At 52.4% G+C, this 15,002-nt stretch carries 11 protein-coding genes and 2 pseudogenes; 3 read left to right on the forward strand and 10 right to left on the reverse strand.

Annotated features, from left to right (window positions below; translation table 11 throughout):
- Positions 1–105: 105 nt before the first annotated feature.
- From A4V03_RS03925 to A4V03_RS03950, 7 genes and pseudogenes are all read right to left on the reverse strand, one after another.
- Positions 106–2,592 (reverse strand): annotated as a pseudogene (locus A4V03_RS03925) (DNA methylase); the annotation flags it as partial.
- Positions 2,593–2,669: 77 nt separating this feature from the next.
- A pseudogene (locus tag A4V03_RS21745) lies at positions 2,670–3,846 on the reverse strand (N-6 DNA methylase); the annotation flags it as partial.
- The gene (locus A4V03_RS03930; protein WP_065538040.1) at positions 3,836–4,288 is read right to left on the reverse strand and encodes a DUF1896 family protein; all 453 of its coding nucleotides are present in this window, start codon (positions 4,286–4,288) and stop codon (positions 3,836–3,838) included. The gene A4V03_RS03930 and the pseudogene A4V03_RS21745, both read right to left, overlap by 11 nt.
- Positions 4,289–4,452: 164 nt before the next feature.
- Positions 4,453–6,543, reverse strand: a complete 2,091-nt coding sequence (locus A4V03_RS03935) for a type IA DNA topoisomerase (protein ID WP_065538041.1) — start codon at positions 6,541–6,543, stop codon at positions 4,453–4,455.
- Between the two features lie 59 nt (positions 6,544–6,602).
- Complete coding sequence (locus A4V03_RS03940; RefSeq protein ID WP_065538042.1) at positions 6,603–8,177, reverse strand: DUF4099 domain-containing protein; 1,575 nt, start codon at positions 8,175–8,177, stop codon at positions 6,603–6,605.
- Positions 8,178–8,207: 30 nt separating this feature from the next.
- Positions 8,208–8,558, reverse strand: coding sequence for a helix-turn-helix domain-containing protein (locus A4V03_RS03945; RefSeq protein ID WP_065538043.1), 351 nt, complete (start codon positions 8,556–8,558; stop codon positions 8,208–8,210).
- A gap of 21 nt (positions 8,559–8,579) precedes the next feature.
- Positions 8,580–8,939: a helix-turn-helix domain-containing protein gene (locus tag A4V03_RS03950; protein ID WP_024988120.1), complete on the reverse strand. Its 360-nt coding sequence runs from the start codon at positions 8,937–8,939 to the stop codon at positions 8,580–8,582.
- 213 nt (positions 8,940–9,152) lie between these two features.
- Between A4V03_RS03950 and A4V03_RS03955 the strand changes: the two genes are divergently transcribed.
- Entirely contained in the window at positions 9,153–9,437 is a 285-nt protein-coding gene (locus A4V03_RS03955) for a helix-turn-helix domain-containing protein (protein ID WP_065540274.1), read from the forward strand.
- The gene (locus tag A4V03_RS03960) at positions 9,434–9,730 is read left to right on the forward strand and encodes a helix-turn-helix domain-containing protein (RefSeq protein ID WP_071807633.1); all 297 of its coding nucleotides are present in this window, start codon (positions 9,434–9,436) and stop codon (positions 9,728–9,730) included. Before A4V03_RS03955 ends, A4V03_RS03960 begins: the two co-directional genes overlap by 4 nt.
- Positions 9,731–9,818: 88 nt before the next feature.
- Here the strand turns inward: A4V03_RS03960 and A4V03_RS03965 are convergent, their stop codons facing one another.
- Positions 9,819–10,190, reverse strand: a complete 372-nt coding sequence (locus tag A4V03_RS03965; RefSeq protein WP_024988123.1) for a hypothetical protein — start codon at positions 10,188–10,190, stop codon at positions 9,819–9,821.
- Positions 10,191–10,201: 11 nt separating this feature from the next.
- Complete coding sequence (locus tag A4V03_RS03970) at positions 10,202–11,437, reverse strand: site-specific integrase (protein WP_065538044.1); 1,236 nt, start codon at positions 11,435–11,437, stop codon at positions 10,202–10,204.
- Positions 11,438–11,819: 382 nt separating this feature from the next.
- On the opposite strand from A4V03_RS03970, the gene A4V03_RS03975 reads away from it, so the two are divergent.
- Positions 11,820–13,193 carry an MATE family efflux transporter gene (locus tag A4V03_RS03975; protein ID WP_065538045.1) on the forward strand — a complete coding sequence of 458 codons (1,374 nt, stop codon included), beginning with the start codon at positions 11,820–11,822 and terminating at the stop codon, positions 13,191–13,193.
- A 39-nt stretch (positions 13,194–13,232) separates the two neighbouring features.
- Here A4V03_RS03975 and A4V03_RS03980 read toward each other — a convergent pair whose 3' ends face one another.
- Complete coding sequence (locus A4V03_RS03980) at positions 13,233–14,975, reverse strand: RluA family pseudouridine synthase (RefSeq protein WP_065538046.1); 1,743 nt, start codon at positions 14,973–14,975, stop codon at positions 13,233–13,235.
- Positions 14,976–15,002 lie beyond the last annotated feature (27 nt).

Here is a 15,002-nt window from a genome sequence, read left to right on the forward strand (position 1 = left end):
GCTTGTAAGCATGGTGCTTCTTTTTCTTACAAAACTATCCATAAATAATCCAAACTAAATCAGACTAAAATCTATAAATATCAGCCAATTATCTCATAAAATAGGAAAACTTAAAAAATTCTGATAATGGCTCTCGTCAATGAAGATATGGTCGATGCCCGTCTGCTTGAAGTCCACTACGTCATCTGTACGCGATTGGATGGCGTGTTCCACCTTCTCCAGTTTCGCCACAAGGTTGTGCTTGCGCTTCTCCAGTCCTTTCAGCATCGCCCGCGACACGTTCTTGCCCTGCTGCCGCAGGACTTCGAGGTTTTCCTCCACCGTGTCAAGCTCCGCTTGCAGGATGCGCTGCTGCAACTCCGGTGACTGCGGAATCTTGCCGAACTGGTCGTGCGACATGATGACGCAATCGTAGTCGTTGTTCTTGATGTTGTTGAAGAAGCGCACGCGGTTGGCGGTCGAGAAGTCCTTTTCCGAAGCGTAGAGAATCCGCGCGTTCGGATATGCCGCCTGATAGGTGGCGGCAATCTCCGCGACATTGGCTTTCAGCCCGATAATCATCGGCTTGTGCGCCAGATTCAGACGCTTCATTTCATGCGCTGCAATGCACATTATCAGCGTTTTACCGGTTCCCACCTCGTGGTCGCAGATCCCCCCGCCGTTCTGTTTGAGCATCCAGACGCAATCCATCTGCGACGGATATACGCTCCTGATTCCACGGCTTGCCAGCCCCTTCAGGTTGAGGTCGGGGAAGGTCTGGTGCGAGCCGTCATACTTGGGGCGCACGAAACAATTGAACTTGCGGTTATACATCGTCGTGAGCCGTTCCTTGAACTGCGGCGACTGCTCTTCCAGCCATTCCGAAAAACCGTTGCGGATTTCATCGATCTTGGCGTTGGCGAGCTGTATGCCCTCGCTGTCGCGCACCTTGATGTCATTGCCATGTTCGTCCTTGCCGATGGACTTCATCATGTCGGGACAGGTATTGTGCAGGGCGTGTTTCAACAGGTGCATACCGTCATAGTTCCGGTAATAGCCCTTCACTAAAAACTCGTCCGTGATTTTCATGGTGCGGTAGCCGCACGCCACCGAAAACTCATCCATGCTTGCGGAGTAGGCGATTTTCACGTCCGTGTCGAACAGGTGGCTCATGTAGGCGGCATACACGCCCGTCGGAATCCAGCGTTCCCCGAAGTTGAAGTCGAGGTCCTCAAAGGCGATACGCTGCGGCTCGGCTTCCTTCAAAGCCTCCAACGCCTCCTTAACCTCCGGCAGCCGTTCACTTTCGGGATTGCCGCCCATCCATGCCTCAATGCGTTCCGCCTTCTCTATCACGTTCCCCGCGATGAACCTGTCCTTTATCTCGTAACCGGTTACGAGCGGGTTGTAGAAGACGCGCCCTTTGAGGGCGTCAAGCAGTCCCTCCTCCGTGCTGTCGGTTATCTCCCGCATATAGCCGAGATTGACCGTGCCGAACTTGTTGAGCGATGCGGAGAGTGCCTCTTCGGGAGAGCTTACGTTGGCATGGCTCTCCACAGAGAAGGAAACGGGACGCTCGAAAATGTCCGCCTTGACGAACCTGCCGTCCTCCGCACGTTCCAGCGAAAGGATGTCGCGCCCTCCGGCATCCATCATCACTAACTTCACGTTCTGTCTGGCGTTGAGGTTGCCGTAGCGCATGACAAACTCGTCGTAGCAGGTGTTCAGGTGTTCACGCCACACGGGATTTGCCTCGCGCCTGTTCGTTTCATAGCGGTACAGCCGCTCGTATGCGTCACGGAGCGACACATACAGCAACGCCTTCTCCTTCTGGAAGCCCGTTAGTCCGAGTGGATGGAATGTCGCGCCGTAGGGCGTGATGTCCTTCAGATAACCGATGTCGCGTGCCCTGCTTGCCACCAGCGAGCCTTCACGCAGGTGCATTTCCGGCGTGCGGTGGTAGGGGCGCGGCGTAAGGTCGGGGGCTTCCTCCTTCGGCTTTTCCGGTTCAATTTCAGGGAAAAGTGAAGTGGTTGCCTGCTCACTTGGGCTATTGTCCGTAACGGGAATGGGAGTTGCCTCCGGCTGTGCTTCAGTCTGTTGTGCCGTTTCCTTCTCCGGTTTGTTATCAAATGAAGGCACAAAGGCAGGATTCAGCGTGTCCTTGACACCCGACTTTTTCAGTTGTTCCTGTCTGTGCCGTTCCGCTTCAAGACGTAGAGCCTTGCGCCGCTCCGGTGTCAGGCTCATCATCGTTTCGTAGAAGCCGTTGATGGGCGGATTGGTGTCCCAGTCCAGCGTGGCGTAAATATCATCAGGGTCGCTTTGTTTGACGATATTATCCGGCTTTGCCTCCTTGCTTCCGGTTGCAGGCTTGACGGTTTCAACGGGAGGCGCGGCGGTAACCTGCGGTTTCGGTTTGGGGACGGCGCGTTTTGCCGTGCTTTCCTTTTTCGACGCCTTTTTCTTCTTGGGGGATTCCGGCTTGCGGACTTCCTCCGTCATTCCCCAGAGGTCGAGCAGGGAGAGCTGCACGCCCGCCTGATAATTCGGTTTGCGGGGCTCTATCTCCGGCTTTTCCTCTATCAGTTGCGGTTTTTCGGTTCGGGCTTCTTCCGTCCGTGCCGTAATTGTCGCTTCCGGCTTCATGGCAGGCTGTTCCGGCTTGGTTTCAACGGCAACCGCTTTTCGCTCCCCCGCTTGCCCGATTGCGCCCGAATACAGGCGCATGGCAAGCCTCATGTGGCAGTCCTCGTCAAGCATATGGCGCAGGTCCTCCGCGATGCCTGCCGTCTTGCCCTCGTGCGTATAGACCATAGCGGGCTTGCCGTAAGGGTCGGTGTCGAACTTAGCGGACGTATGCACGATCCGTTCGGGATGGTGGACAAAATAGGCGTTGTCCGTCAGGTTTGTCTTCGTGTCCGTCTGTATCACGGTCATCAGCCGTTCGTCCTGCGACAGTTCCGTCTTGCGCAGGTTCTTTTGCAGTACGATAAGGTCGCTGCCCACCTCTGTCCCCGCATTGTCCGAAAACAGGTTGTTGGGCAGGCGTATCGCCGATACCAGATTCGCCTGACGGAACAGCTCGTCGCGTACGGAGGTCTTGGAGCTGTTCAATACCCCCTGCGAGGTGATGAACGCCACGATGCCGCCGTCGCGCACTGTGTCCAGCCCTTTCAGGAAAAAATAGTTGTGGATGGCTTTTTGCGCCGAACGCCTGCCGAAAGATTCGCTCCTTTGAAACCCGGCGTCGAACACGGCTATGTCACCGAACGGGATGTTGGACACCACCAAGTCGAAATAGTTGTTGAACGGCTTTTCGATTTTCTCAAAACCGTCTATGCGCATCTTTTTGTCGGGGTGGAGCTGCCGCAGGATAGTGCCCGTGAGGAGGTCTTTCTCAAACGCCATCACGTCCGCGTCGGGACTGTGCCGCAGCACGGCGTCCACGAACACGCCGACACCCGCCGACGGTTCCAGCACGCGGGCAGGACGGACACCGTAATCCGCCAGCACATCGGCTATGGTGTCGGTTATCTCTTTCGGGGTGTAGAAGGCTGTCAGCACGGACGCTTTCAGCGAGTCCACATACCGCTTGTACTGCGTATCGTCCTTGCTGTTCCCGCGTACCAGCCTGTGCAGTTCCGCAGTAGGGGCAAACAGTTCGAGGTCGGATTTCGCCCAGTGGACGGCGTCCGTCAATTCCCTTGCCGGGTTCAGGATACATTTCAGCCCGCCGAAACCGCAATACTTTTGAAGTAACGCACGTTCTTCGGGGGTTGCCGCTCTCCGTTCCCTGTCAAGGATGAATGCCGTCCGTATCGCCTCGATGTTGTCCCGCAGCCGTTGTTTGCGGTTAAACGCCATATTCGTCGATATAAAGGACGACAGCCCCCGTCAGCTCCGTATAGAGCAGGTCGTAATCGGGCGACAGGGCGAAATTGTCGTCCGCAAGGTCATAAATGGAGAATACGTTTCCGACAAGCGGCAGCAGCCTTTGCAGGAAGGATTCACGCTCCGCTTCCGGCACATCGTCGGCAAACTCGTTTTCCACGACTTCGCGCAGGATGGCGTACTTGGAGTAGCGAAGTCCCTCCAGCAGCGTGCGCATCGCCAGTTCCTGCACACCAGCAGCAGGATAGCCTTCGAGCATTGCCCGTTCATACGTTCCGGCGGCACGGTCGGCGCGTTCACGGATGAAGGCTTCGTCGGTCGCCTGTTCAAACCTGTTTGTTCTGAGATAGTCCAGCAGGTACAGACCGTAGTAGGAAAAGTCGGTCTGACCCTCGTTTTTCTTCTTGTTGTTCATTACTTTGGAATTTAGTGGATTGATAATGACATGGATAATCGTCTGAAAAGGAGAAAGAAAAGGCACTCGGTATCCCTCCGAGTGCCACCACTAAATCCAAAGTATGAGTGTAATCCGGTATCGAAGAACAATTCATTACTCTGAACCAGTGGCAAAGTTACTCATTATTTTCTTCTTCTCGTAGAGGTTGCCTTATTTTTCCTTTCGGGGAACACGAAAGTCGTGTTGTAGTCCCCGTCAAAGGTTACTATGGCATCGAAACTCTTTCCCTGCTTGCTTTTGAAGCCTTTGAGCAGCTTCGTGTGCCCTTCGGTGAGCAGGTCTTTGATCTCGTCGTCGGAAAGGGAGCGGTTTGCCTTCAGGCGGAACACGGGCAGCCCGCACTCCGCGTTGTCGCAGCGGACAACCTTGCCGTAGAACTGCATCATGCCGGTTCCGCACTTGGGGCACTTGCAGCCGGAATCCCTGCGGGAGAACAGCTTGTCGCACGAGAGCAGTTCGGAAGTGATTTCGCGTGTGTAAGCCTCTATCTCCTTGCGGAAGGTGTCGGCGGGCAGCTCACCGCGCTCGATGCGTGCCAGATTCTTCTCCCATTCGCCCGTCATGGCGACGTCGGCGATGCGCATCGTCTTCACGACCGAATGGAGGGCAAGCCCTTTTTCAGTCGGCACAAGCGACTTCTTGCAGCGTTCCATATAGCCGCGCTTGAAGAGCGTTTCGATAATCGCCGCACGGGTGGCGGGCGTGCCGATGCCGCAGTCCTTCAACGCCTGACGCAGCGCGTCGTCCTCTATCTCCTTGCCCGCCGTTTCCATAGCGGACAGCAGGGTGGCTTCGGTATGCAGCGGCTTGGGCTTGGTCTTGCCCTCCGTGATGGAGGCGGCTTTCAGCGGCAGCGTGTCGCCTTCCCGCCAGCCGGGGATGGTGGTTTCCTCCTTGTCTTCCACGCCATAGACGGCACGCCACCCGGCTTGCCTGATGATGCAGCCTTTTGCCACGAACTCCACTCCGGCACATTCCGCCGTGACGGTGGCGGTGTCCTTGACGCATTTTTCGGAGAAAGCCTCGATCATGCGCCCGGCAATCATCTGATAGACGGTATTGTCCTCTTTGGAGAGGAACAGCGGCTTCTCGCCCGTGACAAGCAGGGCGTGGTGGTCCGTCACCTTGCCGTCATCCACGCTGCGGCGTGTCGGCACTGCCTTCGGATTGACTTTCTCTTTCCATTCGGGCAGGCTGCCGATGAAGGCGAGCAGTCTGGGGATTTCGGCGAACACGTCTTCGGGGATGTAACGGCTGCCCGTTCTCGGATAGGTGACAAGTTTCTTTTCATAGAGCTTCTGCGCGATTTCAAGCGTATGTTCGGCGGTGAAGCCGTGCTTGGCGTTGGCTTCCTTCTGGAGCGTGGTCAGGTCGTACAGAAGCGGAGTTTCCTCCGTCTTCTCCTTGCGCTCGGCTTTCGTGACGGTGGCTGTGCCTGCTTCCTTTACCTTATTATATAGCGTTGTGGCAGGTTCTTTCTCTTTCCATTTCTCGGAAGAGGAGAACTTCACCACTCCTTCGTCGCAACCGTCTGTTGCGATATGGAGCTGCCAGAAGGGTTCGGGCGTGAAGCGGCGGTTCTCCCAATAGCGTGCGCACACCATCGCCAGCGTGGGTGTCTGCACCCGCCCGACGGAATATGTGCCGTGTCCGGCGGCGATGGAGAGTGCCTGCGTGCCGTTGATGCCCACGAGCCAGTCGGATTCGCTCCGCGCTTTGGCGGCAAGGTAGAGGTTGTCGTATTTGTCGCCCGCTTCGAGGTTGCGCAGCCCATCGCGGATAGCCTTGTCGGTGAGCGAGCTTATCCAGAGGCGCACGAAAGGCGTGGTGCATCCGGTGTAATGGTAGAGGTAGCGGAAGATAAGCTCCCCTTCGCGTCCGGCATCGGTCGCCACGATGATCTGTTCGCTTTCCTTGAATAGCCGGGTGACGGTCTTGATCTGCGACACCACGCCGCTGTCGGGCTTGTAGCCCTTGTCCGTCTTTACCTGACGGGGAACGAGCGTGAAGGTATCCGGTATGACGGGCAGGTTGTCGCGGACGAAGCCGCGTATGCCGTAGCCGTCGGGCATGGCAAGCTGGACGAGGTGTCCGAACGCCCATGTCACGGCATAGCCGCCTCCCTCGAAATATCCTTCCTCTCTTTTTGTCGCGCCCACGATGCGGGCGATCTCACGTGCCACGGATGGCTTTTCAGCAATGATTGTCTTCATGTTTTTTCTGTTTTGAAATTTTACAAATGTTTACTTCGGATTCAGTGGCGGACACAGGGTTACATCCTCATGCCCTTGTTTCTCTTTTTGCCGTTCTCCTGCTGCTGTTGCTGCGCGGTGTCCTTCGGGGCGGTCTGTCCCTTCCGCAACGGCTCTTTCAGGTTCTTGGTCGCTTCGTTGGTCTTGCCCTCGCTGTTCACCGCCACCTGCGTGCGGCTCTCGTTGGAGGGTGCGACCTTCTGTGCGTTGTCGGGGTCGGTGTCGTAGCGGTACGGACGTCCCTTCTCCGGATTGAACCTGATGTACATCGTGGCGTGGAAGCCCTGCTTGTCGGTCACGTTCTCCAGTTTCACGGCTTTGCCCGCCACGTAGTCGGCTTTCTGCTGCTCGGTGAACTCCACGCCGCTCCATTTGCTGATGGGGCGGATACTGCCGTCGGCGTTCGTCCACGAGTTGCGGCGTTGCCCGTTCTGTATGGCTGCGGCGTTCTCCGCGTCCTGTGCCTGTCCCTGTATGGGATTGTTCTTGGCTTCCTGTGCCTGTGCGGCACGGGGCGACCTGCCGGTCCCCGGCACGAACTCCACGCCGCGCTGCTCCACGTTCACCTGAAGGGTAGTGACGAACTTCCTGCCGTCCTTGCGCTCGATAAGTTTGTCGCGCACGGGCAGCCCGGCGCGGAGCATGTCCTGCTCCTGCTTGGTGATTTCCGTCTTGCCGATGCGCTCCGGTATGCGCACCTTGTTTGCCGGGATGTCGGTAATCTCGTTCGTCTTGCGGTCTATGCTGATGAACGAGGGGATGATCTCGCCCGTTTCCCTGTCCACGATGTCCACGACCCTGCCGAGGTTGCCCGTTTCGCGCAGGTTCTTACGGTCTTCATCGGAAAACTTGTGTTCCTTGTACTCGTCGAGCTTCTGCTCCTTGCGTATGAAGTGCGGCACAAGGCTGACATTACCCTCGCTGTCTTTCTTGAAGGAGAGGCGCGCGTCCAGCTCGAAAGCCTCGCCGCCGAAATTGGGCGACACTCTCACCAAATCGGATTTGCCGTAGTTGAGCATCTTGGTCAGGTCGCCGGACTTCTCAAGGTCATCGCGTTTCACGCCCCATTTCTCTTCCAGCTCCTGCCAGTTGATCTTGCTCTCGTCGATGGGCTGGTAGCCCCGGTTGCCCTGCGTCTGCTGCGGGCTTTCCTGATTCTGTTCATTTTTCTGTTCCATCTCTTCCTGTTTTTTAGGTTCTTCCTGTTTCTGTTCAGGCTTTTCAGCCGCCTGTTCCTCCTGCACTTTCTTCTCGTAGCCGGAGGTGTCCACCTTGTGGGGCGCAAGCATCTCCTTGTTGCCGTCGGGGTCTTTCAGCAAGTCCTTGATAACCTCCAGCAGTTTGTCGGCTTGGTCTGCCGCGACACGGTAGAAACCGAAGCGGCTGGGTTCCTTACACTGCCGGAAGAAGTTCTTGAAGAAGTTGTCCAGCACGTCGCCGTGGCGGTCGAATTGCAGGAAACTTTGCGCGTTCTCCGCTTTCGCGGGGGTGCGCTTGGGGGAGCCGTCGGCATTAAGCCCGGCTACCACGCTGATTTCGCCCGTCTTCTCGTCACGGACAATCAGCACGTCCTTTTCGTCTTTTTTCTTTGCCATCTGAAAAATGTTTTAATGGTGAGACATTGATTATCTGATGCGGGCCTTATAAGCCTCGACCCGGTCCTTGTTGATTTCGTCAAGATGCTCCGAGAGAAATTTTTCCACGTCTGACTCCTTATAGTAGGATTTCTGACGGAGCATCAGGTAGGGCAGGATGCCGATGCTGCGGTAGCGTTGCAATGAACGTTTGCTGACTTGAAGCATCAGGCAGAGGTCTTGGTTGTCATAAAGACGCTCTCCGTTCAGCAGCTTTGTCGCTTCAGGGGCGTTCGCCGGTTGTTCCGGCCGCTTGTTCCGGAGGTCTTCAAGCATTTGCTCCTGCCTGTCAAGCCGCTCCATGATGCAGCCGAACAGTCTTTCTATATTTTTTGTGTCCATATACCTCAATCCTCCTTCGTTTTAGGTCTTTTCCGGTCGGATATACATTTTCCTTGTGCGGATAAGGTATTGCCGGTGCAGGACGTCAGGCTTTGCCGCCGTTCCGTCAATCATATACATTTCCAATGCACGCTCTATATCGGACAGGCGGTAACGGCAATTCCTGCCTATTTTGGAGAATGGTATGCAGCCGCTGTCCCGGTAGCGTTGCAGGGTGCGCGGGCTTACTCCGAGAATGTCCATCGCTTCCCGGTTGGAAATCCACCGTTCCGCATCAACGGAGAGCCTCTTGTTTTCACTCTTGCGGATATGCTCCGCAATTTCTTCTATACGTCCGACCAGCTTGTCGAAATCGGATTTTTCAATCATTATCATATCCATAACCGTTGCTGTTTTAATCGTTTATGCCGCAAATTTACAGGGACGGGGAAAGGCGGGCTTATGACTCATATATGACTCATAGAAGATTTTTTTGAGTTTGTCACCGCTTGGCATACGTCGCTGTTCCAAATGCTGCCACTTCCGCAGGAAATGGACGGAGTAAGACCTTTGGAAGCTAATTTTACGGCGGACAATTCTAAGACAAGATATATTATGGAAATCGTAATCATTGAAAGAGAGGCTTTCGAGACGTTTATGGCGGAGGTCTCGGCACTTACGGAAAAGGTGGACCGGCTTTGCGCGCGGGGAACGGAACGACGGTTGAAAAAATGGATGGACGGTGAGGACGTCTGCCGCCTGCTGCGCCTTAGCCCGAAAACATTGCAAAGTATGCGTGACAGGGGCATTGTCGCCTGTTCGCAGGTAGGCAGGAAGTTCTATTACAGGTCGGAAGACGTGGTACGGCTTGTTTCGGAAAAGCAGGAGGGGGCATCATGAAACAGGAGGTTCTTACATTGGAGCAGGGCTTGTTGGCTGACGCGTTTGTGTCCCTGAAGGAGAGCCACAGGAAAATCAACCGTTTCACACAGAAGTACAACCCGTTGCTGGACGGCGACCGTTTCCTGACGGACAAAGAGGTGGCGGAACTGTTGAAAGTCAGCCGTCGCACCTTGCAGAAGATGCGTGATGAAAAGACACTTCCGTTCATAATCCTCGGCGGAAAGGCTCTGTACCGGGAATATGATATACAAGCGCTTCTGGAGAGGAACTACCGCAAGGTGGAGGATTGATATACGGAACGGCAACAAAAAGGCATACGGGCAATTCCATCGTGAGGATTGCCCGTATGCCTTTTATTGTGCCTTGCCTGTCCGGTATTCAGCAGGAGCAGCCTTTGCCAAGCAGAAAGAACACCGTCCTGCGTTCCCGTTCGTTTCCGGACAGCGCTTTACTTTTCAGCCACTCCCGGAAGGAGTGGGCATAGAAGGTGTTCAGTCTGTATGACACGGGGATGATGATGTCAATGCTGAAGATGTCCGCCGAACAGCCGTTCTCCGTGCGGATGTATTTGCAAACCTCATAGTCCGCCAGTACACCTGACTTCCGTACCGCCCTTATCTCTTTCTGTATGGCTGTGACGGACACATTGAACAGTTCGGACATTTCCCATGCGGTCATCCATATCTCTTTTTCGGGATTGCCCGCGATGCGGATGTTCCCGTCCTCGTCAGTCTTGATTATTCTTCTCATGGCAGTGTGGTTTATATGGTCTGGCAAATGAACTGTTCCATTGATTCTATCTGCTTGGCAAGGCGTTCCATGTCGTTGCTCACCTTTTCAGCCGTAATCTTGGCGTATATCTGCGTGCTGCGGATACTGGTATGTCCCATCATTCTGGACAGGGTTTCTATAGGCACGCCGTTGGAGAGGCAGATGGTCGTCGCATAGCTGTGGCGGGCCTGATGCCAGGTGATGTTTTTATTGATGCCGCACAGTTTCGCCACCGCCTTGATGCCGTTCTTGCAGTTCGCATAGCAGGGAACGGGCAACAGTTTCCCGTCCCCGGTCATGCCGCTGTACTTCCGGATGATGTGGCCCGGCACTTCCAGCAGGCGGATGTTGGATTCCACGCCTGTCTTCTGTCGTTTGGTCTTGATCCACAGATGACCGTCAAAGGAGGTTTGCAGGTTCTCTTCCGTAAGGTTATACATGTCCGTCCAGCTCAGCCCCGTGAAGGTGCAAAAGATGAACAGGTCGCGTATCAGTTCATATTTTTTCTTTTTGAACGTCCCGTTTATCAACAGGCTTATTTCCTCCTTTGTCAGAAAGCCGCGTTTCGTTTCCTCTTTGGTGATGTGGTAGGCGTAGAACGGGTCACGTGGAAGCCAGCCGTTGTTGATGGCTGTATAGATGATGCTGCGAAACGGCATCATGTACGACCAGACGGTGTTGGTGCAATGGTTCTTCTCCGTGCGGAGGAACAGTTCAAAATCCGTGATGAATGCCGGGGTAAGCTCGCGCAAGGCGATGTCGCTCATCTTGTAGCGTTGTCTGATGAACTCCGACAGATGGTTATAGACGGTGCGGTATTTCAGGTAGCTGCGCACGCTTTTCATTTTTCCTACCATCTTGGCGTAGTCCTCATTATGTTGCTTGAACACGGCAAGCAGGGTCTTGTGGTTCTGTCCCAGTCCCAGATAGGCGTTGCGTACTTTCTCTGCCGTGACATAGCTGTCCGCGTCGCATACTTCCTGATATGCACGGTTTATGCCCACACGTATCTTGTCAAGCATACGGTTACCTTCCTGCGCCACGAGGCTGCGACCGGACAGACGCCCGGTTTCCACGTTCCAGATGCTTTCCTCCACGTCCAGTTTGCTGCTGAACTGTGATACCTTTCCGTTCACCGTGATACGGCACATCACGGGAATCAATCCGTTCTTCTTCGGCGCATTGCGCTTGAGATAGAACAATACTTTGAATGTGCTTCTGCTCATACTCTACTTTTTGTTTGCAAAATTAAACCATGTAGAGCTGGAAGACGGTAGGCAAATCACAGCATATCGGCGCATTCACACCCACATCTCATTTTTTTGAGCAGGTCCCGCTGACATTTCCAAAAGAATCCTTAAATTGGCATCCAATGGCGTATGGATCAGCGGATATGCCAGTGTCCTCAGCAAGCTGTTCTTTTGTAAAAAAGAGTAACGGGATAGTAACGTAACTCTTGCTTCAAACGGCTTTTTTGCGGCATTCAGTGGCTTTGGCAAAGTCCTCGTCGGAATCGCTAAAACGCTTTATCTCAACGTTCATTCACCATTTTTCTCCTATTCTCGTTTTTTTGTAGTATCTTTGCCATCGATTTTAGAACATAGACGTATGGCAACTTCTAAAGAAATGACGGCAGGTCCGGCATTACCTCTCATTTTAAAGTTTACACTGCCGCTTTTACTCGGTAATCTGTTGCAACAAACGTATTCGCTTGTTGATGCTGCAATTGTGGGAAATTTCTTGGGAATAAACGCGTTAGCTTCTGTTGGAGCCAGCACTTCAGTGGTATTTCTCATTCTCGGGTTCTGCAATGGATGTTGCGGAGGGTTCGGGATACCCGTTGCGCAGAAGTTTGGGGCGCGGGATTACAGTACGATGCGCAGTTATGTGGCTGTCAGTCTGAAACTGGCTGCGGGAATGTCGGTGGTGATTGCGCTTCTCACCTGTATTTTATGTGAGGATATTCTTTGGATCATGCGTACGCCGGAGAATATTTTTGAAGGGGCTTATACTTATCTGCTTGTCACTTTCATCGGTGTGCCGTGTACGTTTTTCTATAATCTTCTTTCGAGCATTATCCGTGCGTTGGGAGATAGTAAGACACCTTTCTGGTTTCTGCTGTTTGCGGCTGTTCTGAATATCATTCTCGACTTGTTCTGTATTCTGGCACTTGACTGGGGAGTGGCGGGAGCTGCTATTGCTACTGTCTTTTCACAAGGATTGTCGGCTGTTCTCTGCTATATTTATATGTACCGGAAGTTTGAAATATTGCAGGGTACTCCGAAAGAACGCCGGTTCCAGTCGAAACTGGCTAAGACGCTGCTCTACATCGGTGTGCCTATGGGATTGCAATTTTCTATCACGGCTATCGGCAGTATCATGCTTCAGAGTGCCAATAATGCCTTGGGAACGGCGTGTGTGGCAGCCTTTACATCTGCTATGCGCATCAAGATGTTCTTTATCTGTACGTTCGAGAGTTTGGGTATTGCGATGGCTACATATAGCGGACAAAATTACGGAGCGGGTAAACCGGAACGTATTTGGTTGGGAATCAAGGCTAGTGCTCTGATGATGATTATTTATGCGGCTTTCACGTTCCTTCTTCTGATGGTAGGGGCTAAATATTTCGCGTTGATCTTCGTAGACCCGTCGGAAACGGAAATTCTGCTGGATACGGAGTTGTTCCTGCATGTCTCCTGTATGTTCTTCCCGATGCTTGGTTTGTTGTGCATCTTGCGTTATACCATTCAGGGAGTAGGCTTTACCAATCTTGCCATGTTTTCCGGAGTGGCAGAGATGATTGCACGTATCCTTGTCAGTCTTTATGCTGTACCGGTATTCGGCTTTATTGCTGTCTGCTACGGTGATCCGATGGCTTGGATAGCGGCAGACTTATTCCTCGTGCCGGCCTTTATCTACGTTTATCGCAGGTTGAAGAAGCAGGTATTTACGAATTCGACTGTACAGCAGACTGTTGCATAATTGTCTTTTTTCAGGCTAGGAATATTCCTTTGTTTGAATTTAGAAATCGGCCTCTTTCTGTATGCAGAGAATGTCTCCGTATATGGGATGGCGGAACTCTATATATTCGGCATGGAGGTATAGTCTGTCTGCTTTCTTTCCGTAGAGTTCGTCTCCAAGTATGGGGCATCCCAAGCCTTCCGGATGGGCGGCGTGTACTCGTAACTGATGTGTGCGTCCGGTCAATGGATAGAAGACAATCCGGGTGTATTTTCTTGACTCATTGATACTCCTTTCTGATTCATCAATCCTGTTTGATTCGTTGAAAGTGTTTTCAGATGCACTGGTAATTCTTTCAGACTCACTGATGATCTGATATTCTGTAATCGCTTCTTTCCCGTGTTCGCTACTAACCATTTGCCGAGGGCGGTCGAGAGGATTCAGACAAAGAGGGAGTTCGATTCTTCCTGTATTTCCTGTTCTTTCTGGTAGTACTATTCCATCCAGCACAGCCACATAGCGTTTCTTGATACTTCTGTTTGCAAATTGTGCCTGTAAATCCTGATGTACTTCTTTTGTTTTGGCAACGAGCAATAATCCTGAAGTAGCCATATCGAGCCGATGTACAATCATAGGACCGGTAGCTTCGGGATACTTCTTCTTCAAACGATGATAGACTGAATCTCTGTCCTCTGCTTTTCCCGGAACGGACAACATTCCTGCCGGTTTATTGACTACCAGCAACCATTCATCCTCAAACACGATTTCCAGTTCTTCCTCTTCATGAACAGGATTCAGCAGTGGATTTTCGTCTACCTCCAATCCTTGCAACATGTGTTGCAGAATCGGTTCGCACTTTCCTTTGCAGGAAGGATAATAATATCCGTGATGCCGGATTTCGTTTTTAGGAGAGTCGCCCCACCAGAATTCAGCCATAGCCAATGGCTTTAATTGATGAAGATACGCATATTGCAATAACTTAGGCAAAGCACATTCACCCGCACCGGCAGGAGGAACTTTCTGAACCGTTTGCTCGAAAATAGTATATAAGTCTTTCACTTCTCCTTGGGCGTTTAGCATCCGGAACTGCTCGAATAATTTTCTTTGTAAAGCTGCCGAACGTTCTTTTCGTTCGGTTTTCAGTCGTTCTATTTCAATATCGAAGTGCCTGACTTCCGTTTCGAGCTCTTCCAATCGTTTCTTCCATTCCTTTTCCAGTCGTTTGTATTCCGCCTTTTGGTATTGGCTTTCCCGAATCAGGGAGGCTTGTTCTTCTTCGGAAAGCTCCGGAGATGACTGGCGGCGAATCTCTCTCGCCTTCTTTGCCATTTTAAGCTCCGCTTTTGCTTGATTCAAAACAGCTTTAGCATGTTTCGTTTCTATCTTCCATTTCTCTTTTGAACCGAGATAAGAACTACTGTTTTCCAATTCACGAATACGGATATTAATGGCAGAAATCTGTTCTTCTTCGATTTTGAAGAATCCCTCCGGTTGTAATAGGTCATAAACAGGAGGAACGAAATAAGGATGCAGATTCTTTCCGGCCAGATTGCCGGAGAAAGCTGCAAGATAACCAATTTGATTTTCTTCGTTGTTTGTTATTCCATTGTCCGTTTGCACAATCAACACTCCAAACATCTTTCCGGAAGCCAACTCCTCTTGCCATTCTTTCCGGTTTGCAATATATTCTTTCACTTCTTCCGCAGCCAATACACACAATGGATGAGGTGTATAATGGAAAGGATAAGTGAATTTCTCCGGCAACGCAAGGTGAGAAATGGGTTTCTTGAAAAAATGTATCATCGGTTTATATATGAATGAATGTGATTA

The sequence above is a fragment of the Bacteroides caecimuris genome (genome assembly GCF_001688725.2).
Lineage (GTDB): Bacteria > Bacteroidota > Bacteroidia > Bacteroidales > Bacteroidaceae > Bacteroides > Bacteroides caecimuris.